Origin of the sequence: Burkholderia puraquae, assembly GCF_002099195.1 — a bacterium.
GTDB classification, from domain to species: Bacteria; Pseudomonadota; Gammaproteobacteria; order Burkholderiales; family Burkholderiaceae; genus Burkholderia; species Burkholderia puraquae.
Map to the genome: position 1 here is coordinate 334954 of NZ_NBYX01000003.1, position 18414 is coordinate 353367.

The window sequence follows — 18414 nt, forward strand, 5'->3', positions numbered from 1 at the left end:
ATGTCCAACGCCGTTTCCCGCCAGGATGCGAACGACACGCCGATCGCCCGGCCATGGCCGCTGCTCGTCGCCTATCTCGTCGTGACGGGCGCGTTCTACGCCTTCGTCACGCACCTGCCGCTCGGGCCGGTCACGATCATTCCGGCGAGCACACTCGATCGCGCGGTTCCGCTGCTGCCCGGCACCGTGCCGCTTTACCTCAGCTACCTGTTCGCGATGCCCGCGCTCGTGTGGCTCGGGCGTGGCCGCGCATGGCTGCTGCCGGCGTTCTTCGCCGGCACGCTCGCGGCCGGCATTTGCCTCGTGTGCCATCTGCTGCATCCGACCGCCGTCGCATGGCCGCCCGCTCACGACGGCTGGATCGCGTGGCTGCAGCGGATCGACACGCCGCTTGCCGCATCGCCGAGCGGGCACGTCGCGCTGCCGGTCGCAATCGCCATCGTGCTGCTGGCGCTGCGGCGGCGGTCGGCCGTGCTGTTCATCGCGTGGAGCGCGCTGCTGATGGTGACGGTACTGACCACCGGCCAGCATCGCGCCGCCGATGTCGCATGGGGCAGCGCAACCGGCATCGCGGCCGGGACGTTGACGCTCGCGTTGCTGCGCACCAGGGTCGACCTGCGCACGGCCGCGGCCGCACTGCTCGAATGGGCATGCATCATCGTTGCGATCCGCGTGGCCGTCGTGCTCGGCGCGTGGTACCTGTATGCGTTTGCGGTGCTCGTCGTCGCGACGCGGCAGCATGCGCTGTTCATCCTGTATCACGACGCGACCCACTACCACCTGACGCACCGTCGCAGTTTCAACGACTTCCTGATCAACCTCGCGATCGGCGTGCCGGGGCTCGTGCCCGTCGAGTTCTACCGGCCGCTGCATCTCGCACATCACCGGCATCTCGGCACCGAGCAGGACCCGGAGCGCCAGTTCCTCTATCACGACCAGCCTTGGCGGTTCCGCCCGCTCGATGCATGGCCGCTCGCGCGGCAGTTCCTCGGCGACCTGTTCGTGCTGAACATGGCGCGCAACATGGCGGCGTTCCGGCGGGCGGGCGGCCACAACACGCGGCTCGGCCGGCCGTTCCTGGTAGCCGCCGCAGTGTGGACGGCAATCGTCGCACTGCTCGTGTGGGCCTGCTCCGCGCGCACGGTCCTGCTGGTCTCCGCGCTGTGGTTCGTGCCGCTGCTCACGCTGTCGGTGCTGCTGCAGAAGATCCGCAGCATGGCGGAGCACAGCGGCGGCCCGCATGCGACGCCGGGCTGGGCCGACTGGACGTACTCATGGCGCACGGGCTGGATCGGCCGCGTGCTCGTGTGGCCGTATCACATCAACCTTCATCTGCAGCATCACCGGAATCCGGCGATGCCGTGGCATGCGCTGCCCGATGCGGTCGACGAACACGACCCGCGGCTCGACGCGCCGGAACTGGCCCGGCTGCTGTGGTCGGGCATCCCGCCGAAGCCGTAACGGGCGGCGGCGTGCGCGATGGCGCGCACGCCGCCCCCTTCCCCGTTACTTCGCGATATACACGCCCGACGTCGGGCACGTGCCTTGCGTATTGCCGTCCGTCACGAGCGATGCGGCGCTCGGGAACTGCGCGGCCGCGTTGGTCTTCACCGCGATCCACGCTTCGGTGAAATAGCTGACGCCATTCGTCTTCGTGCACTTCAGCGACACCGCGCTGCGCGTATTGCTGCCGAATGCGCCTTCGAAAGCCGACAGCAGCTGGTTACGCGTGACCGTCTTGCCCGCGTTCGCCTGCAGGAATGCGTTGAACGACGTGTTGCCGAGCCGGCTGATCATGCCGGACGCCTGGTTCCAGTACGCATCGGGCGACGCCGAGTTCGAGCAGGTGCCGTGCTTGAACCACTCATGCTTGTCGAGGCACGACGCAACGCCCGGCATGTACGTCGACAGCGTGTTGCGGGTCGCGCTGCTGATCGGGTAGGCGTCCATGCTGCACCACTGGTGCGCGTTGTCGAGGTCGATGTCGTTCTGCGGCACGCCGCAGTAGAACGGCTGGTTGCCGTCGTAGTTGTTCGGCCACAGGCCATGCAGCGACAGGCTCGTCGCCGCATACGTGCCGGCGAGGTTCGTGCATTCGGGTGTATCGTGCGACGCGCAGAAGCCGGGCTCCCACGACGCGGCGAGCAACAGGTAGTCGTAGCTGGTCTGCGCGGTGGCGTGCAGTGAAGCGGAAGCGACGGCGAGTGCGGCAACGGCGCGGGCGAGCGTCTTGAGCATGGCGTTTCCTCGGAAAAGGCTTGCGGTCGCGGGATGCGCCGCAAGATTGTCGAACGTCTGCCCGCGATTGTTGCCGACGCAACATGGCACGAATGTGAAGGTAGACGAATGATGTCCGGCGGCGCGGGTGCAGGCACCCCTCGTCGCGCCGCGCGCTGCCTCACGGGGCCGACACATGCCGCCATGCCGGCGGCACGCCGTCACTCACGACCCTGTGCCCAGCTGCGTGCATGCCCGCGTGACCGATTCGGGACCTTCGAGCGCGAGGATCTGCCACACGCCGATGCTGACGCGCCGGCGCGCCGCCGTCGACGCATCGGCCAGCAACGCCTCGACGCGTGGTGCGGCGTCCGGCGCCTGCTGCTTCAGCGCCGCGTGATGCCGCGCACGCGACGCCGGTGCGGATTCGTACACATCGCACAGGCGCACCATGCCGGCGAGACCGGCGAGGTCGTCGTCCTTGTCGATCGCGCCCGGCTCGACCGGTGCGAGCCCCTTGCGCTCCTCCGCCGGCAGCTTGTTGCGCGCGCCTTCGTCGATCGACGTGGCAGATGCCGGCGGCAGGCCGCCGATCGCCGCGACGATCCGGCTGCCCGAGGCGATCATGTCGCCCTGGCACTCGACCTTCTCGGCGGCAGCGACGTTCGAGCAGAACGACACCGAGATCCGGTACACGTCGTTGCTCATGCGCGGCACTTCGTCCACGCTCGCTTGCGCGAAGCCGGCGCTCGTCAGCGCCAGCGCGGCGGGAATCAGGATGCGGAAAACGCTCGTCTTGTTCATTGTTGTGTGCGTATGTGGGTTCTCGTGGCGGGCAACATCGCCGGGCCGCGCAGTGGCGGCCGCTGTGACGCCGGGCCCTCGTCCGGCGGCACGCGATCACTTCATCGACGCGGCCTCCGGTCCGCCGGGCGACAGCGCCGCGTGGTCCTGCTCGCGCCACGTGCGGCGCGACGCCATGATCGCCTTCACGGCCGAGCGCGCGACCTTCCACCACGCGAACGGCCGCGGGTCGGCAAGCATGCTGAGCGCGCGCGCATAGTCGAGCGTGAGGCCGGGTGTCCATGCCATCGTCACCGCGCGCTTGCGGATCTGCGCGGCGACCCACAGCTCGGGCGTGAGCAGCAGCCGCACGAATGCACCCCACCCGGCACGCGCGCCCTTGAGCCGCCACACCGCGCCGTCGAGTGCGGCTTCGAGTGCGTTCGACACAGTGCTCGAGCAGTTGCGATACGTGAGGTTGTACGTCACGTTCTGCCGGTACGACGCCCAGAATGCGTCCAGCTTCGCGGGATCGTAGTTGCGGATCCGCACGCGCACGGTCGACGGGCACCATGCCTTCGACTCGGTCGCGTAGTCGGGCTGGAACAGGCCCGGCACGTCGTTTTCGCGGGTCGCGCGCAGGATACGCGTGAATTCGTCCGGAGAACGATCGATTTCGACGCCCGGATACAGGCTGATATAGATGCCCTCGGGCGACTCCAGCGCCGCGTGCCCGGTCGAGATCACGCCGTTGACGTCCACCGCCGCGATATAGCGGTCGATCACCGGATAGCGCTGCGCTTCGGCCTTCGACGTGCCGGTCGGCGTCCACACGTGCACGGTGAGCGCATGCTCGCCGTCGGCCGGCGGGCCGTCCCATTCGGATTGCGCGAAATGCGGCAGGCCGCGCGCATCGTCGAGGTCCGGCGCGAGCGCCGGTGCCGGCGACGTCGCGAACGCCGGATTGCGTGTCAGCCGCCGCACGCGCGCGGCGAGGCTCAGCATGTGCATTCCGCCGAACATCAGCAGCAGGCCGAGGCAGTACGGCACGGTGCCCACGTAGTGCGTCGGATACGGCTGGTAGAAGAAGATCGCCAGCAGGACCTCGACGACGCCCCATGCGAATGCGACGTTCCAGCGGCGATAGCGCACCATCCACGCGGCAGTGCATTGCAGCAGCCCGTCGACGAGGAACAGCGTGCCGAAGATCATCGACAGCAGGAAATGGCCGTGGTGATGCCCCGCGAACACGAGCCCGGCGGCGACCACGACCACGATTCCCTTCACGTAGCGCAGGACGCGCTGCCCGCCGACGCCGCTGCCGGCCACCGCGAGTGTCGCGAGCCCCTCGATCAGGAACAGCCACGCAAAGATCTGGATCGGAAAGTGCAGCGCGCCGTCGAGCGCATCGACGAAGATCACGCTGCCCGCGACGACCCACACCCAGCCGAGCACGGTCAGCCCGCGCCAGCGGGTGCGCAGATATTCGATACCCAGCAGCAGCAAGACCAGTCGTACCATCGCGCCCTCTCGTCATTTTTTCGAGAAACGCGCTTGCCACGCGTTTCCTGTCGCTTCGACCGCGCATCGTGCGACGCACAGGCCGAAATGCGGTAATTCGTACCGGCGCGTCATGCCTCGACATGACCGATGGCGGCCGGTACGCCTCCGCACCGGCCAAATAATAAGATATGGCGGAGACGGTTGAAAGCGTGACGAAAACGTTGTCGGTATGGCACGGAGGGGACGAACCGGCCGCTGCCGTGGCAGATTTCTCGTTCGACAACACGCAGTGGATACGCGAGAATCCGGCTTCCGAGGGCGAAAGCCACTGAACTGAACCGCACCAGACGGGACAACAAGAAATGAGCACATCGATCACGCGCCGGCGCCTGCTGGCTGCCGGCATGGCCGCGAGCAGCCTCGCACTGTCTGGCTGTTTCACGCCGGCACTCTACGAGAACCACGACGAAACCTACGTCGAGCACGTTTCCGCTTTCATGATCACGAAAGACGGCAAGAAGCTGGTGGTGCTGGGCGAACGCTATCACTACATCTTCGATCTGCCGGACAAGCTGCGCCCGGTGCTGGCGGCCAGCTACCGCAAATCACTGCACACGTCGTTCGGCCGCTTCCGCGTCGACGGCAGCGACGTGACCGGCCAGTACCACACCGTTCTGTCGAAGGATGCGACGGACGACGAGCGTCAGGCGGCAACCGCCGACGGCTTCGGAGCCTCGCGCACCCGGATCGAACTCGACGGCAACGTCGCCGGCAAGCGCTATTCCACCGAGGGCTTCACGCTGAAACCGGACGGCACCGCTCAAGCGTTCAACGAGCGCTATACGGTCGTCATCGACGAAGCGCCGTCCGCCTTCGCGAAGGGGCTCCGGATCCTGGCCACGCCGATCACCGTGGCGGCGGACGGCGTGCTCGTACTGGGCGGGGTCCTGCTGCTGCCGGTCGCCTATTTTTCGCTCAAGGACCGGCCCATCGCCGGGTTCTAGGCCCCTGTCCGCGATGACGCCCGGCCGACGCCTGAAAGAGGAGCATCGACATGCGTGACCCGTCGCTTCATCCGTCCTCGCTCGGCCCGCAACTCAAGCGCTGGCGCGCGCTGCACCGCATCAAGCAAAACCACGCAGCGGAACTGTTCGGTGTCGCGCAATCGACGATCTCGCGCTGGGAAGCCGGCCTCCAGCAGATGTCGCCCGACGAGCGCGCGACGGCCGAGCGGCTGCTCGCCGCACGCCTCGATTCGGCGGGCGATCACGCGCTCGCACGGCTTGTCACGGGCAGCGCGGGCCGCATGCATCTCGTGTGCGACCTCACGCATCGCCTGCTCGCCGCTTCGCCGGCGCGCGCGGCCGAATTCTCGCAGCCGCTGTCGATGTTGCTCGGCACGTCGCTGTGGCGCTACGCGACGCCGGAGATCGTCCGCATGGAAGCCGCGCTCGACACGCTCGGCTGGCACGACCGCGCGGGGCCGCCGAGCGTCGAATTCGTCACCGGCGCGAATGCATCGCGCGTCGTGCCGATTCGCGGCAGCATGTGCCGGTGGACGCGGATGACGCTATCCGACGGTTCGGCCGCGCGGCTCGTGGAAACGCTTGAGGATGCCTAATCGTCGGATCGCAACGAAGAACCGCATGCAGGCAACGGCGCGGTGTACTTCGACGTGTCCGGCATGCCACGCAAACGATGCCAACGTGAATGACAGCACGGCCAGGGGAAATTCCACATGTCGACGCTTGTCGTGCGAGAACTCGTGATCGTCTCGTTCATGCTCTATATGGGCGCCGCCGTGCTGGTCGCGCTTCGCTCGGGCGTGGCCAACGCAGGCAGCAGGCGCGTGGCGCGCCGCAGCCGCCCCTACCTGTTCAGCCTGATTGTCCTGGTCCAGACCGGCTTCTTCGCCCTTTTCTGCTGGGCCGGACTTTTCGCAAAATAGCCGCGCGACAAAGCCCCCCCGATCCCGCCTACACCACGCATATTTCATGCGTGGACGAACCGGGCACCGCCGCACTACGCTTGACGGCTCATCGCAAGGACGCCGACCGACCATGAACCCCGATACGATCCACGCGCGGCTCGCTTTCCTGCGCGAAGCCGAACGCCTGAAGGACGTGCTGCGCAGCGGCTACACGTCTGGCGGGCGCGCGGAAAGCACGGCCGAGCACAGCTGGCGGCTATGCCTGATGGCGCTGGTGTTCGCCGACGCGCTGCCCGGCGTCGACACGCTGAAACTGCTGAAGCTGTGCGTCGTCCACGATCTCGGCGAGGCGCTGCACGGCGACATCCCCGCGATCGAACAGGCCGCGCACCCCGATAAAAGCGCGCACGAACGCGACGACCTGCTGACGCTGACCGCGCCGCTCGATCCCGCGCAGCGCAACGAGATCGTCGCACTGTGGGACGAATACGAGGCGGCTGCATCGCCGGAAGCGCGTGCGGCGAAGGCGCTCGACAAGCTGGAGACGATCCTGCAGCACAACCAGGGCAGCAATCCGCCCGATTTCGACTACGCATTCAATCTCGGCTACGGCCGCCGCTACACCGACGCCGCGCCGCTGTTCAGCGCGATCCGCGACATCGTCGACGCCGACACGCAACGCCGGATCGACGCGAGCGGGCAGCACGCGTAAGCTCGCGGGATCGGGCGCGCGGCACCGTGCACCCTGCTCGCACGAGGTCCGACGCATGACGCAGAACATCTACGACGATCCGGCCTTCTTCGAAGGCTACAGCCGCCTGAACCGCTCGATCCGCGGCCTCGACGGCGCACCCGAATGGCCCGCGCTGCGTGCGCTGCTGCCCGACCTGCGCGGCCGCAACGTGCTCGACCTCGGCTGCGGCTACGGCTGGTTCAGCCGCTGGGCGGCAAGCCAGGGCGCGGCAAGCGTGCTCGGTATCGACGTCTCCGCACGCATGCTCGAACGCGCGGCATCGACCGCCGCGCACGCGGCAATCACATACCGCCGCGACGATCTCGAAACACTCGCGTTGCCGGGCGCCGCGTTCGATCTCGCGTACAGCTCGCTCGCATTCCACTACGTCGCGCATCTCGACACGCTGCTGCGCACGATCCATCGCGCGCTCGTGCCCGGCGGGCGGCTCGTGTTCTCGATCGAGCATCCGGTCTATACGGCGCCGCGCCGGCCCGGCTTCGTCGTCGATGCGCAGGGCAACCGCTCCTGGCCGCTCGACGGCTACCAGCTTGAGGGCGAACGCGTGACCGACTGGCTCGCGCCCGGCGTCGTCAAGCAGCACCGCACGCTCGGCACGCTCGTGAACCTGCTGATCGGCAGCGGCTTCACGCTCACGCATCTGGACGAATGGGGGCCGACGCAGGCGCAGGTCGATGCGCTGCCCGCGCTCGACGAGGAACGCGACCGGCCGATGATGGCGCTCGTCGCCGCGCAGCGGTAGCGCAGCCCGCCACACGCGCACGCGCCTTCGCGCGCCGCTCTCACCGATTGCAACAATGACGCTGCGCGGCATCCGCTCCCGCGCACCGTTCGCACAATTCAGCACAATTTCCACACGATTTGGCGTGATTTCCTCGCTTACCATGAGCGGCTGATTCGACTCGGCACGGCCGCGCGATGCGTACGCGGATACCGTCGCGGGCAACATGCCCGGCATGCGACGCCGGCCGGATCGTCCTGCCCGGCCGCACGCATCGCCGGCATCGCTTCATCCTCGCCGCACGCTCATGACTCAGAAGACCCATCGCCGCCGGCGCATCGTGCTGGCTACCGTTGCCATCGCCGCGATCGCCACCGGCGTCACGCTGAAGGCGTGCGCGCCCGACAAGCATCCGCAATACCTGTCCGCGCCCGTCTCGCGCGGCGATCTCGAGAACGCGGTGCTGGCAACCGGCGCGCTTCAGGCATTCAAGCAGGTCGACGTCGGCGCGCAGGTGTCCGGGCAGCTGAAGTCGCTGAAGGTCAAGCTCGGCGACAAGGTCACGAAGGGCCAGTGGCTCGCCGAGATCGATCCCGTGATCTCGGAAAACGCGCTGCGCCAGGCGCGCGCCAGCGAAGAAAGCCTGCGCGCACAGCAGCAATCGACTGCCGCACAACTCACGCAGGCGGAACTCGCGTTCCGGCGCCAGCAGGCGATGCTGCCCGACGACGCAACATCACGCGAATCGTTCGAGGCCGCGCGCGCCGCGCTCGACGTACAGCGCGCGACACTCGCATCGCTCGCCGCGGAGATCCGCTCGGCCCGCATCCAGATCGAAACCGCGCAGGCCAACCTCGGCTACACGCGCATCGTCGCGCCGATCGACGGCGAGGTCGTCGCGGTCGTCACGCAGGAGGGCCAGACCGTGATCGCGCAGCAGCAGGCGCCGGTGATCCTGAAGCTCGCCGATCTCGACACGATGACCGTGAAGGCGCAGGTGTCGGAAGCCGACGTGATCCGCGTGAGCGCCGGCCAGACCGCGTACTTCACGATCCTCGGCGAACCGGACAAGCGCCACTACGGCAGGCTGCGCGCGATCGAGCCGGCGCCGCAGAACTACGCCGAAGCGCAAAGCATGCTCGGCGGCGGCGCGGGCGGCGGCACGAAGCCGAATTCGGCCGTGTTCTACAACGCGCTGTTCGAGGTGCCGAACCCCGCGCACCGGCTGCGCATCTCGATGACCGCGCAAGTCAATATCGTGCTCGGCAATGCGCGCAACGCGCTCAGCATCCCGGCCGCCGCGCTCGGCGAAAAACGCAAGGACGGCACCTACGCGGTGCGCGTGCTGCGCGCCGACGGCAGCACGGAAACGCGCAACATCCGCATCGGCATCAACAACAACGTGCGCGTCGAAGTGCTGGCCGGCCTGAAGGACGGCGAACGCGTCGTGATCGGCGAAGCGGCCGGTGACGACCACGCGCCGCTCGCAGACGTGGTGTGACGATGAGCCAGCCCCTGCTGAAACTCGCTGCCGTCACACGGCGCTTCCCGGCCGGCGACAAGGACGTCGTCGTCCTGAACAACGTCAACCTGTCGATCCACGCGGGCGAGATCGTCGCGATCGTCGGCGCGTCGGGCTCCGGGAAGTCGACGCTGATGAACATCCTCGGCTGTCTCGACCACCCGAGCGAAGGCACCTACACGGTCGGCGGCCGCGACACGCACATGCTCGACAGCGACGAGCTCGCGCAACTGCGCCGCGAACACTTCGGCTTCGTGTTCCAGCGCTATCACCTGCTGCCGCACGTCGACGCGGTCGCGAACCTCGAAATGCCCGCGATCTATGCCGGCACCCCGCGCGCCGAGCGGCACGCTCGTGCACGCGAGCTGCTCGCGCGCCTCGGGCTCGCGGATCGTGCGCACCATCGCCCCGGCCAACTGTCCGGCGGCCAGCAGCAGCGCGTGAGCATCGCCCGCGCGCTGATGAACGGCGGCCAGGTGATCCTCGCCGACGAACCGACCGGCGCGCTCGACACGAAAAGCGGCCAGGACGTGATCCGCATCCTGCACGAGCTGAACGCGCTCGGCCATACGATCGTCATCGTCACGCACGACAAGGCCGTCGCGCGCCATGCGAAGCGCATCATCGAGATCAGCGACGGCGAGATCGTCGCCGACCGGCCAAATCGGCACTATGCAGAAGCGCTCGCGCAAGCGTGCGTCGACGCAGCGGAAGCAATCGAAGCGGCAACCGGCGCGCCAGCCGCCCGTGATCACCACGGCACGCCGCCACCCGCTGCAGTCGACACCGATGCGCATGCCGATACCGGCACCCGCACGCGCCGCTTCGCGGCCGGCTCCGGCCGCTTCGCCGAGGCCTGCCGGATGGCGTGGATCGCGCTCGTGTCGCACCGGCTGCGCACACTGCTGACGATGCTCGGCATCATCATCGGCATCACGTCGGTCGTGTCGATCGTCGCGATCGGCGAAGGCGCGAAGCGCTACATGCTCGACGAGATCGGCAGCATCGGCACGAACACGATCAACATCTATCCGGGCACCGACTGGGGCGACAGCCGCGCCGACGCGATCCAGACGCTCGTGCCCGCCGATGTCGCCGCGCTCGCCGAGCAGCCGTACGTCGACAGTGCGACGCCCGAAACGTCGCGCACGCTGCTGCTGCGCTTCCGCAACGTCGACGTGAACGCGCTCGTGAGCGGCGTCGGCGACCGCTTCTTCCAGGCACGCGGGATGCGCTTCGCGCTGGGCGTCGCATTCGACGAGGAGGCCGTGCGCCGCCAGGTGCAGGTGGCCGTGATCGACCAGAACACGCGCCGCAAGCTGTTCGGCGCGGCGCGCAACCCGATCGGCGAAGTGATCCTGGTCGACAACGTGCCGTGCGTCGTGATCGGCGTGACGGCCGACAAGAAGAGCGCGTTCGGCAGCGTGAAGAGCCTGAACGTGTGGGTGCCGTACACGACCGCGAGCGGGCGCCTGTTCGGGCAGCGCTACCTCGACAGCATCACCGTGCGCGTGCGCGACGGGCAGCCGAGCGCCGCCGCCGAGAAAAGCCTCGAAAAACTGATGACGCAGCGCCACGGCCGCAAGGACTTCTTCACGTACAACATGGACAGCGTGGTGAAGACCGTCGAGAAGACCGGCCAGTCGCTCACCTTGCTGCTGTCGCTGATCGCGGTGATCTCGCTCGTCGTGGGCGGGATCGGCGTGATGAACATCATGCTGGTGTCGGTCACCGAGCGCACGCGCGAAATCGGCATCCGGATGGCGGTCGGCGCGCGCCAGTCCGACATCCTGCAGCAGTTTCTCGTCGAGGCCGTGCTCGTCTGCCTGCTCGGCGGCACGATCGGCATCGCGCTGTCGTTCGGGCTCGGCGCGCTGTTCTCGATGTTCGTTGCGCAGTGGAAGATGGTGTTCTCGGCCGGCGCGATCGTGACCGCGTTCGTCTGCTCGACGCTCACCGGTGTGATATTCGGCTTCATGCCTGCGCGCAACGCGTCGCGGCTCGATCCGATCGATGCGCTCGCGCGCGACTGACGCAAGGCCCGCCATGACGCATTCCTCACCGCTTCACCGCCTGGGCGCATTCGCGTGTGCGGCCGCGCTGCTCGCCGGCTGCGCGGGCGCGCGCCACGAGCCGCTGCCGGCCGTCGCGATGCCGGCGAACTGGGCGGCGCCGGCTTCCGCCAACGCGCCGGCCACGACGCGCGACTGGTGGCGCAGCTTCGGCGATCCGCAACTCGATGCGCTGATCGACGACGCGCTGCGCGCCAACAACGACCTCGCGATCGCGGCGATCCGCGTATACCGCGCGCAACTGCAGGCCGGGCTCGCGAATACGAACCTGACGCCCAACGTATCGGCCGGCGCGAACGGTGCCGTGTCACGCACGCTCGACACGCACCAGGTGAGCCGATCGAGCAACGCGAACGTTTCGCTTAGCTATGAAATCGACCTGTGGGGCCGGCTGGCCGCGCTGCGCGACGCCGCGCGCTGGGAAGCCGACGCGACGGCCGCCGATCTCGAAGCCGCGCGGCTGTCGCTGATCGGCACGACCGCGTCGCTGTACTGGCAGATCGGCTATCTGAACCGGCAGATCGCGCTCGGCGATGCGAACATCGCGTATGCGGTGCGCACGCTCGCGGTCGTCCGGTCACGGCACACGGCCGGCGCCGTGTCGGGGCTCGACCTTGCGCAGGCCGAACAGAGCCTCGCCGCGCAACGCGCCGCGCAGACTCGCCTGATCCAGCAGCGCACCGAGAACCGTCATGCGCTCGCGATCCTGTTCGATCGGCCGCCGCAGCAGCGCGCAGCGGAACCGCCGGCGCTGCCCGACGCGCCGCCGCCGGAGGTCGCGGCCGGCCTGCCGGCCAGCCTGCTCGGCCGGCGCCCTGACCTGCGCGCGGCGGAGTTCCGGCTGCGCGAGTCGCTCGCAAACGTCGACGCCACCCGTACAAGCTTCTATCCGACCTTCACGCTGACCGGCCAGGCCGGCACGTCGAGCACGAGCCTCGAGCGCGTGCTCGCGAATCCGGTCGGCACGCTCGGGCTCGGCCTGGCACTGCCGTTCATCCAGTGGAACACGATGCAGTTGCAGATCAAGGTGTCGAAGACCCAGTACGAGGAAGCGATCGTCGGGTTCCGCCAGAAGCTCTACACGGCGCTCGCGGAAGTCGAGAATGCGCTGTCGGCGCGCGTGCAGCTCGAACGCGAAGCCGAACAGCGCGCGCTGTCGCTGGCCCAGGCGCAGCGCGCCGAGCGGCTTGCCGCCGCACGGTTCGCGGCCGGCGCGACCGCCGTGCAGCCGTGGCTCGACCAGCAGCGGCTGCTGCGCGACGCGCAAAGCGCCGACGAGCAAACACGGCTGGACCGGCTCAACAACCAGATGACGCTGTACCGCGCGCTCGGCGGCGGGATGTCCTGACCGCCGCGCGCACCGGGCCGGCCACGCCGGCCACGCGCCGCGTCATTCGCACACGGGTGCCCCGCGCCGCGCCGGTGCGAACGCTAGCGCACTCGCCGTCGCGAGCACGGCCACACCCGCCGCGCCGTACACCATCACCCAGCCGAACCCGTGCACGAGCGCCGCGTGCAACGCCGCGCCGGTCGGGTCGGCCTGGGCGAGCGCCGGTGCGATCTCGTGCAGCCCGTCGGTCCGGCCGGAGGCAATCTCCTGCGCGAGCCGGCGCAGCGCCGCGTCGCCGATCGCCCCTGCGACACCGGCCTTCAGGCTCGCGACGATCCCCGCGACCAGCACGAAGCCCATTGCCGCGATGTTCAGCGCGAGCGAGATCATCCGCGCGCTCATGTCGATGCCCGACGCCATCCCGGCCCGCGAGCTCGGTACCGCGCCCGTTGTCGTGTTGGTCACGGGCGTATTCGTGAGCCCGAGCCCGATGCCCGCGATCAAACAACCGGGCAGCATCGTGACCCAGCCTGCATGGTCGGCCGCGCTGCCGATCCGCATCAGCGCGAAACCGGCCGCAATCGTGAACAGGCCGCCCGGGATCACGATGCCCGGCCCGTAGCGCAGCGCGAGCCGTTCGCCGAACGGCGGCGCGACCAGCGTCGGCAGCGTGTATGCGAGCAACGCGAGGCCGGCTGTCACGCTGTCGTAGCCGAGCGCGACCTGGAACCAGATCGGCAGGTAGATCATGAACGGCCAGAAGCTGAAGTTCATCCCCATCGAGCCGAAGATCGCGCCGGTGAACGCACGAATCCGGAACACCGAGAAGTCGAACATCGGCCGCGCGCTGGCGCGTTCCGCGATGAAGAAGCCGGCCAGCGCCAGCACGGTTGCGCCGAGCACGCCGAGGCCGGCGGCGCTGGTCAGCCCGAGTTCCGCGCTTTGCGTGATGTAGAACGCCAGGCCGAGCACCGCGAGCGACAGCGTGACGATGCCCGCCACGTCGAGCCTGCCCGCATGCGGATCGCGCGACTCCTGCACCGCGCCGCCGATCAGCACGAGCGCGATGGCCGCGAGCGGCGCGTGGACGAGGAACACCCACGGCCAGCTTGCCAGCGCGACGATCGCACCGCCGACGATCGGCCCGAAGCCGAGCCCGATGCCGAACACGATTCCCCAGATCCCGAACGCGCGGCCGCGCTCGCGGCCCTCGCGAAACTGGTGCGACAGCACCGCAATCTGGCAGATCAGCATCGCGCCGCCGCTCGCGCCCTGCAGCAGCCGGCCCGCGACGAGCACCGGCACGCTCGGCGCGAGCCCGCACAGCAGCGACGTCGCGCCGAACAGCACGGTGCCGATCACGTACACGCGCTTGCGGCCGAAGCGGTCGGCGAGCGTGCCGGCCGCCATCAGCACCGTGGTGCACGCGATCGTGTACGCGTTCATGATCCACTGCATGCCGTTGAAGTCGCCGTGCAGCACGTGTTCGAGCGTCGGCAGGATCACCGGCACGCTCGAGATTTCGAGGCCGAACATCAGCGACGTGAGACAGACGGCCGCGAGCGCGACCGCATTCCTGCGGGAGTCGGATAGCGTCATGCGTATTGCGCGGCGGCCCGGCGACGGGCCGCACGCCTCCAGGTGAGAAGGGTTCGCCGCGTGCGGCCGGTGACGCACGCTGGACGGGAATCGGTACTATAGTGAGAATTTCCATCCCCATTGACGCACGCACTTCTCCAGACTGGGGAACTGCAGGACTCAATCGACCCCTTCCCCCATGACCGACAGACTCGACGGCGTGACGACCTTCGTCCAGGTAGTGGAATCGGGCAGCTTCGCGCTCGCCGCGGAGCGGCTCGACATGACGCGTTCGGCCGTCGGCAAGGCGGTCGCGCGGCTCGAGAAGCGGCTCGGCGCACGGCTGTTGCAGCGCACGACGCGCAGCCAGAGCCTGACCGACGACGGCCAGGCGTACTACGATCGCTGCGTGCGCGCACTCGCGGAACTGGAAGCGGCGGAGGCCGACCTCGACTGCGGCCGCAACGAGCCGCGCGGCAAGCTGCGCCTGAGCGTGCCGCTCGCGTTCGGGCACCACTGCGTGACGCCGATCGTGCTCGATCTTGCGCGCACCTATCCGCATTTGCGGATCGACGTGTCGATCACCGACCGCTTCGTCGATCTCGTCGAGGAAGGCATCGATCTCGCGGTGCGGATCGGCACGCTCGCGGACAGCACGAGCCTCGCGGTGCGGCGGCTCGGCACGCAGTACGGCAGCCTCGGCGCGGCGCCGTCGTATCTCGCCCGCTACGGGATGCCGAAGACGCTCGACGATCTGAAAGACCACCGGACGATCGCGTATTCACGCTCGGGCGTGGTTCAACCGTGGGATTTGCGCGCGCCGGACGGCTCGACGGTACGGGTCGACATGCCGCACCAGCTCAGTTTCGACGACGTGCAGGCGATCGCGGCGGCCGGCGCATCGGGGTTCGGGATCGCCTGGCTGCCGAGCTGGCTGCTCGATCAATACGTAAAGCGCGGCGAGATGACGGTCGTGCTCGATCGCTGCTTCGTCTGCGAAGGCGACATCCACGCGATCTGGCCGAAGACGCGCTACCTGCCGCGCAAGACGCGCTGCGTGATCGACGCGTTCGCGCAGGCGATTCCGCCGATGATCGCGCGCCAGGGTGAAACGGGATGAGATGAAATGAAACCGACGCGCCACACGGGCGCGTCGGGTCATCACGCCGCGCCGAGATCGGCCAGCGGATGCGCAAACAGCTTCCACGGCGACGTGAGGAAATGCCGCACGCGTTCGGCGCGCAGCTCGACGAGCGACGCGGGCGCCCAGCGCGGCTTGCGATCCTTGTCGACGAGATGCGCGCGCACGCCTTCGCAGAAGTCGCCTTCCTCGATCGCGCGCGCGACGATGCCGAGCTCCATCCGGAACGATTCGGCCAGCGTCATCTGCCGGCCGCGCAGCAGCGCCTCGCGTGTCACGTACAGCATCGTCGGCGAATGGCCGGTGAGCGCGTCGAGCGTCGCCTGCAGCCATTGACGGTGCTCGCGCGACAGCTCCTCGCGCGCGAGATCCTGCGTCAGCGTCGCGACGATCCGCTCGACGGTCGAGCGCTTGTCGAAGTGACGCACGATCCACGGCATCTGGCTGTCGAGTGCCGCGTGCGGCACGACGTTGCACGGCGGCTCGAACACCTTGCGCAGCAGCGGCAGTGCATCGCCTTCCCACTTGACGCTTTCGATGCGCGTCTCGAACGTGTCGAGCCATGCGGACGGCACGCACAGATCCGCGAGCTTCGCGGTCAGCGCGTCGGCGCCCGACAGCATCGCGCCGGTCAGCCCGACGTACAGTTCGAGCTCGACCGGCATGCGCGACAGGAAATGCGTCGCGCCGACGTCGGGCACGAGGCCGATGCGCGTCTCCGGCATCGCGATCTTGCTGCGCTCGGTCGCAACGCGCAGCGCAGCGCCCTGTGCGAGCCCCATGCCGCCGCCCATCGTCACGCCGTCCATCAGCGCGACCACCGGTTTCGGGAACGTATGGATCGCATAGTCGAGCCGGTATTCGTCGACGAAGAACGGCAGCCAGGTTTCGCGCTGCGCGACCATCCTGTACAACGCGCGCACGTCGCCGCCCGCGCAGAAGCCCTTCTCGCCCGCGCCGCGCAGCACGACCGCGACGATCTGGTCGTCGTCGCGGCAGCGCTCGAGCAGCGCGGCCAGCTCGCCGATCATCGCGTACGACAACGCGTTGAGCGCGGCCGGCCGGTTCAGCGTGATCAGCGCCACGCGGTTCACCACGCGGAACAGCACCTCGGGTGCATGCTCCGCGAACGCGTCGGGAGTCGTGACCGGCGTGCTCATCGTTGCGGCTCTCCATCGGTATGCCATTGCGGCGCGCGCTTGCCGAGGAACGCGGCCACGCCTTCGCGCGGATCGTTCGTCTCGAACAGGTCGACGAAGCGTTCGCGCTCGAGCGCGAGCGCCGCGCTGCGCGGCACGCCGCGGCGCGCGAGGCCGATCAGCTCCTTGCTGTATGCGACCGCGTGCGGGCTCTGCCGCGCGACGTTGCGTGCCAGCGCCAGCGCCGCATCGCGCGCCGCGCCCGACTCCACGACGTCCTCGACGAGGCCGATCCGCAGCGCGGTGGCCGCGTCAACCCGCGCGCCGGTCAGGATGATCTTCTTCGCCCAGCCTTCACCGACGAGCCAGGGCAGCGTCTGCGTGCCGAGCCCGCACGGCAGCAGGCCGACCGACGGCTCCGGCAGCGCCATCTGTGCATGCGTCTCGGCGATCCGCAGGTCGCACGCAAGCGCGCATTCGAGCCCGCCGCCCATCGCATAGCCGTTGATCGCCGCAATGGTCACGACGCGTGCGTCGTGCAGCGCCTCGAACGCCGCACCGAAGCGCGACGCCATCGCGCGCGCGACTGCGCGGTCGCCATCGGCGAACGTGTTGAGGTCGGCACCTGCGCTGAAGAACTTCGGGCCGTCGCCGGTGATCACCAGCGCCCGCACGCGCGGGTTCGCGTTCAGTTCGGCGACGGTTTCCTGCAGTTGCCGCAGCCCGTCGGCCGTAAAGGCGTTCGCGGGCGGACGCTTGAGCGTCGCGCACGCGATCGCGCCGTCGTCGACGTAGTCCAGTTCGATCATCACGCGTCCTTCTTCGTTGCCGGTTGGTACAGGCGGATCACCGCCGAGAAATCGAGCTGGCCGTCGCCGCGGCTGCTCATCGTCTGATACAGCTGCTGCGCGAGCGCGCCGAGATAGACGGGCTGGCGTGCCTGCTTCGCCGCGTCGTTCGCGAGGCCGAGATCCTTCAGCATCAGGTCGGTGCCGAAGCCGCCCGAGTAGCCGCGCGACGACGGTGCGGTGTCGATCACGCCCGGATACGGGTTATAGGTATCCGAGCTCCAGCAGCGGCCCGTCGACGTGTTGACGATGCCGGCCAGCACTTTCGGGTCGATACCGAGCGCGACGCCGAGCGACATCGCCTCCGACACGGCCGCCATCGAGATGCCGAGCACGAGGTTGTTGCAGACCTTCGCGACCTGCCCCATGCCCGTCGCGCCGCAGTGGACGATGTTCTTGCCCATGCCGGCGAGCACGGGCTTCACGCGCTCGAAATCCGCATCGCTGCCGCCGACCATGAAGGTCAGCGTGCCGGCCGCCGCACCGCCGGTGCCGCCCGACACGGGCGCATCGACGAACGCGCCGCCGTGCTCGCGCACCAGCGCGCCGAACGCCTGCGCGCTCGCCGGGTCGATCGTGCTCGAATCGATCACGGTCGCGCCCGCGCCGAGGCCGGCGAGCACGCCGTTCTCGCCGGACAGCACCGAGCGCACGTGCGGTGCGGCCGGCAGCATCGTGATGACGAACGTCGCGCCCGATGCGGCATCGCGCGGCGACGCGGCCACCTGTGCGCCGGCATCCTGCAGTGCGCGCAATGCATCGGCGCTCAGGTCGAACGCGTGCACTTCATGGCCGGCTTTCAGCAGGTTCAGCGCCATCGGCGCGCCCATGTGGCCGAGGCCGATAAATCCGATTTTCATGTTCGTGTCCTCCGCC

General features: G+C 68.7%; 17 protein-coding genes. 10 read left to right on the top strand and 7 right to left on the bottom strand.

The window, feature by feature from the left end:
- Positions 1-1461 (top strand): fatty acid desaturase, encoded by a 1461-nt coding sequence (locus tag B7G54_RS08435; protein ID WP_085038672.1) that lies wholly within the window; start codon positions 1-3, stop codon positions 1459-1461.
- A 45-nt stretch (positions 1462-1506) separates the two neighbouring features.
- On the opposite strand, the gene B7G54_RS08440 is transcribed toward B7G54_RS08435, so the two are convergent.
- The 3 genes from B7G54_RS08440 to B7G54_RS08450 form a co-directional block, all read right to left on the bottom strand.
- On the bottom strand, positions 1507-2238 hold the full coding sequence (locus tag B7G54_RS08440) for a ribonuclease T2 (RefSeq protein WP_085038673.1): 732 nt from the start codon (positions 2236-2238) through the stop codon (positions 1507-1509).
- Positions 2239-2442: 204 nt separating this feature from the next.
- Positions 2443-3021 carry a hypothetical protein gene (locus tag B7G54_RS08445; protein WP_085038674.1) on the bottom strand — a complete coding sequence of 193 codons (579 nt, stop codon included), beginning with the start codon at positions 3019-3021 and terminating at the stop codon, positions 2443-2445.
- A gap of 96 nt (positions 3022-3117) precedes the next feature.
- Positions 3118-4521 (bottom strand): HdeD family acid-resistance protein, encoded by a 1404-nt coding sequence (locus B7G54_RS08450; RefSeq protein ID WP_085038675.1) that lies wholly within the window; start codon positions 4519-4521, stop codon positions 3118-3120.
- Positions 4522-4907: 386 nt separating this feature from the next.
- Here B7G54_RS08450 and B7G54_RS08455 point away from each other — a divergent pair, with 386 nt between their 5' ends.
- From B7G54_RS08455 to B7G54_RS08490, 8 genes are all read left to right on the top strand, one after another.
- Positions 4908-5507 carry a hypothetical protein gene (locus B7G54_RS08455; protein ID WP_244289299.1) on the top strand — a complete coding sequence of 200 codons (600 nt, stop codon included), beginning with the start codon at positions 4908-4910 and terminating at the stop codon, positions 5505-5507.
- 50 nt (positions 5508-5557) lie between these two features.
- The gene (locus tag B7G54_RS08460; protein WP_085038677.1) at positions 5558-6124 is read left to right on the top strand and encodes a helix-turn-helix domain-containing protein; all 567 of its coding nucleotides are present in this window, start codon (positions 5558-5560) and stop codon (positions 6122-6124) included.
- A gap of 117 nt (positions 6125-6241) precedes the next feature.
- Entirely contained in the window at positions 6242-6451 is a 210-nt protein-coding gene (locus B7G54_RS08465; protein WP_085038678.1) for a hypothetical protein, read from the top strand.
- A gap of 112 nt (positions 6452-6563) precedes the next feature.
- Complete coding sequence (locus B7G54_RS08470) at positions 6564-7145, top strand: HD domain-containing protein (RefSeq protein WP_085038679.1); 582 nt, start codon at positions 6564-6566, stop codon at positions 7143-7145.
- Between the two features lie 55 nt (positions 7146-7200).
- Positions 7201-7929: a class I SAM-dependent methyltransferase gene (locus B7G54_RS08475; protein ID WP_085038680.1), complete on the top strand. Its 729-nt coding sequence runs from the start codon at positions 7201-7203 to the stop codon at positions 7927-7929.
- Positions 7930-8215: 286 nt separating this feature from the next.
- Positions 8216-9409: an efflux RND transporter periplasmic adaptor subunit gene (locus tag B7G54_RS08480; protein ID WP_085038681.1), complete on the top strand. Its 1194-nt coding sequence runs from the start codon at positions 8216-8218 to the stop codon at positions 9407-9409.
- Positions 9410-9411: 2 nt separating this feature from the next.
- Positions 9412-11463: a MacB family efflux pump subunit gene (locus B7G54_RS08485; RefSeq protein ID WP_085038682.1), complete on the top strand. Its 2052-nt coding sequence runs from the start codon at positions 9412-9414 to the stop codon at positions 11461-11463.
- A 13-nt stretch (positions 11464-11476) separates the two neighbouring features.
- The gene (locus B7G54_RS08490) at positions 11477-12850 is read left to right on the top strand and encodes an efflux transporter outer membrane subunit (RefSeq protein WP_085038683.1); all 1374 of its coding nucleotides are present in this window, start codon (positions 11477-11479) and stop codon (positions 12848-12850) included.
- Positions 12851-12892: 42 nt separating this feature from the next.
- Here the strand turns inward: B7G54_RS08490 and B7G54_RS08495 are convergent, their stop codons facing one another.
- Positions 12893-14431, bottom strand: a complete 1539-nt coding sequence (locus B7G54_RS08495) for an MFS transporter (RefSeq protein ID WP_085038684.1) — start codon at positions 14429-14431, stop codon at positions 12893-12895.
- 178 nt (positions 14432-14609) lie between these two features.
- Here B7G54_RS08495 and B7G54_RS08500 point away from each other — a divergent pair, with 178 nt between their 5' ends.
- Positions 14610-15530, top strand: a complete 921-nt coding sequence (locus B7G54_RS08500; protein WP_085038685.1) for a LysR family transcriptional regulator — start codon at positions 14610-14612, stop codon at positions 15528-15530.
- Between the two features lie 41 nt (positions 15531-15571).
- On the opposite strand, the gene B7G54_RS08505 is transcribed toward B7G54_RS08500, so the two are convergent.
- The 3 genes from B7G54_RS08505 to mmsB are packed head-to-tail and all read right to left on the bottom strand — an operon-like array spanning position 15572 to position 18398.
- Complete coding sequence (locus B7G54_RS08505) at positions 15572-16711, bottom strand: enoyl-CoA hydratase/isomerase family protein (RefSeq protein WP_085038686.1); 1140 nt, start codon at positions 16709-16711, stop codon at positions 15572-15574.
- Entirely contained in the window at positions 16708-17499 is a 792-nt protein-coding gene (locus tag B7G54_RS08510) for an enoyl-CoA hydratase (protein WP_085038687.1), read from the bottom strand. The genes B7G54_RS08505 and B7G54_RS08510 overlap by 4 nt, the downstream gene beginning before the upstream one ends.
- Positions 17499-18398 carry a 3-hydroxyisobutyrate dehydrogenase gene (gene mmsB / locus B7G54_RS08515; RefSeq protein WP_011354325.1) on the bottom strand — a complete coding sequence of 300 codons (900 nt, stop codon included), beginning with the start codon at positions 18396-18398 and terminating at the stop codon, positions 17499-17501. Before mmsB ends, B7G54_RS08510 begins: the two co-directional genes overlap by 1 nt.
- Positions 18399-18414: the final 16 nt, after the last annotated feature.

Coding starts and splice junctions, on each gene's coding strand:
- B7G54_RS08450 (WP_085038675.1), bottom strand. CDS start 4,521: ATGGTACGACTGGTCTTGCTGCTGCTGGGTATCGAATATCTGCGCACC.
- mmsB (WP_011354325.1), bottom strand. CDS start 18,398: ATGAAAATCGGATTTATCGGCCTCGGCCACATGGGCGCGCCGATGGCG.
- B7G54_RS08495 (WP_085038684.1), bottom strand. CDS start 14,431: ATGACGCTATCCGACTCCCGCAGGAATGCGGTCGCGCTCGCGGCCGTC.
- B7G54_RS08470 (WP_085038679.1), top strand. CDS start 6,564: ATGAACCCCGATACGATCCACGCGCGGCTCGCTTTCCTGCGCGAAGCC.
- B7G54_RS08510 (WP_085038687.1), bottom strand. CDS start 17,499: ATGATCGAACTGGACTACGTCGACGACGGCGCGATCGCGTGCGCGACG.
- B7G54_RS08485 (WP_085038682.1), top strand. CDS start 9,412: ATGAGCCAGCCCCTGCTGAAACTCGCTGCCGTCACACGGCGCTTCCCG.
- B7G54_RS08465 (WP_085038678.1), top strand. CDS start 6,242: ATGTCGACGCTTGTCGTGCGAGAACTCGTGATCGTCTCGTTCATGCTC.
- B7G54_RS08480 (WP_085038681.1), top strand. CDS start 8,216: ATGACTCAGAAGACCCATCGCCGCCGGCGCATCGTGCTGGCTACCGTT.
- B7G54_RS08475 (WP_085038680.1), top strand. CDS start 7,201: ATGACGCAGAACATCTACGACGATCCGGCCTTCTTCGAAGGCTACAGC.
- B7G54_RS08435 (WP_085038672.1), top strand. CDS start 1: ATGTCCAACGCCGTTTCCCGCCAGGATGCGAACGACACGCCGATCGCC.
- B7G54_RS08505 (WP_085038686.1), bottom strand. CDS start 16,711: ATGAGCACGCCGGTCACGACTCCCGACGCGTTCGCGGAGCATGCACCC.
- B7G54_RS08490 (WP_085038683.1), top strand. CDS start 11,477: ATGACGCATTCCTCACCGCTTCACCGCCTGGGCGCATTCGCGTGTGCG.
- B7G54_RS08460 (WP_085038677.1), top strand. CDS start 5,558: ATGCGTGACCCGTCGCTTCATCCGTCCTCGCTCGGCCCGCAACTCAAG.
- B7G54_RS08500 (WP_085038685.1), top strand. CDS start 14,610: ATGACCGACAGACTCGACGGCGTGACGACCTTCGTCCAGGTAGTGGAA.
- B7G54_RS08440 (WP_085038673.1), bottom strand. CDS start 2,238: ATGCTCAAGACGCTCGCCCGCGCCGTTGCCGCACTCGCCGTCGCTTCC.
- B7G54_RS08445 (WP_085038674.1), bottom strand. CDS start 3,021: ATGAACAAGACGAGCGTTTTCCGCATCCTGATTCCCGCCGCGCTGGCG.
- B7G54_RS08455 (WP_244289299.1), top strand. CDS start 4,908: ATGGCCGCGAGCAGCCTCGCACTGTCTGGCTGTTTCACGCCGGCACTC.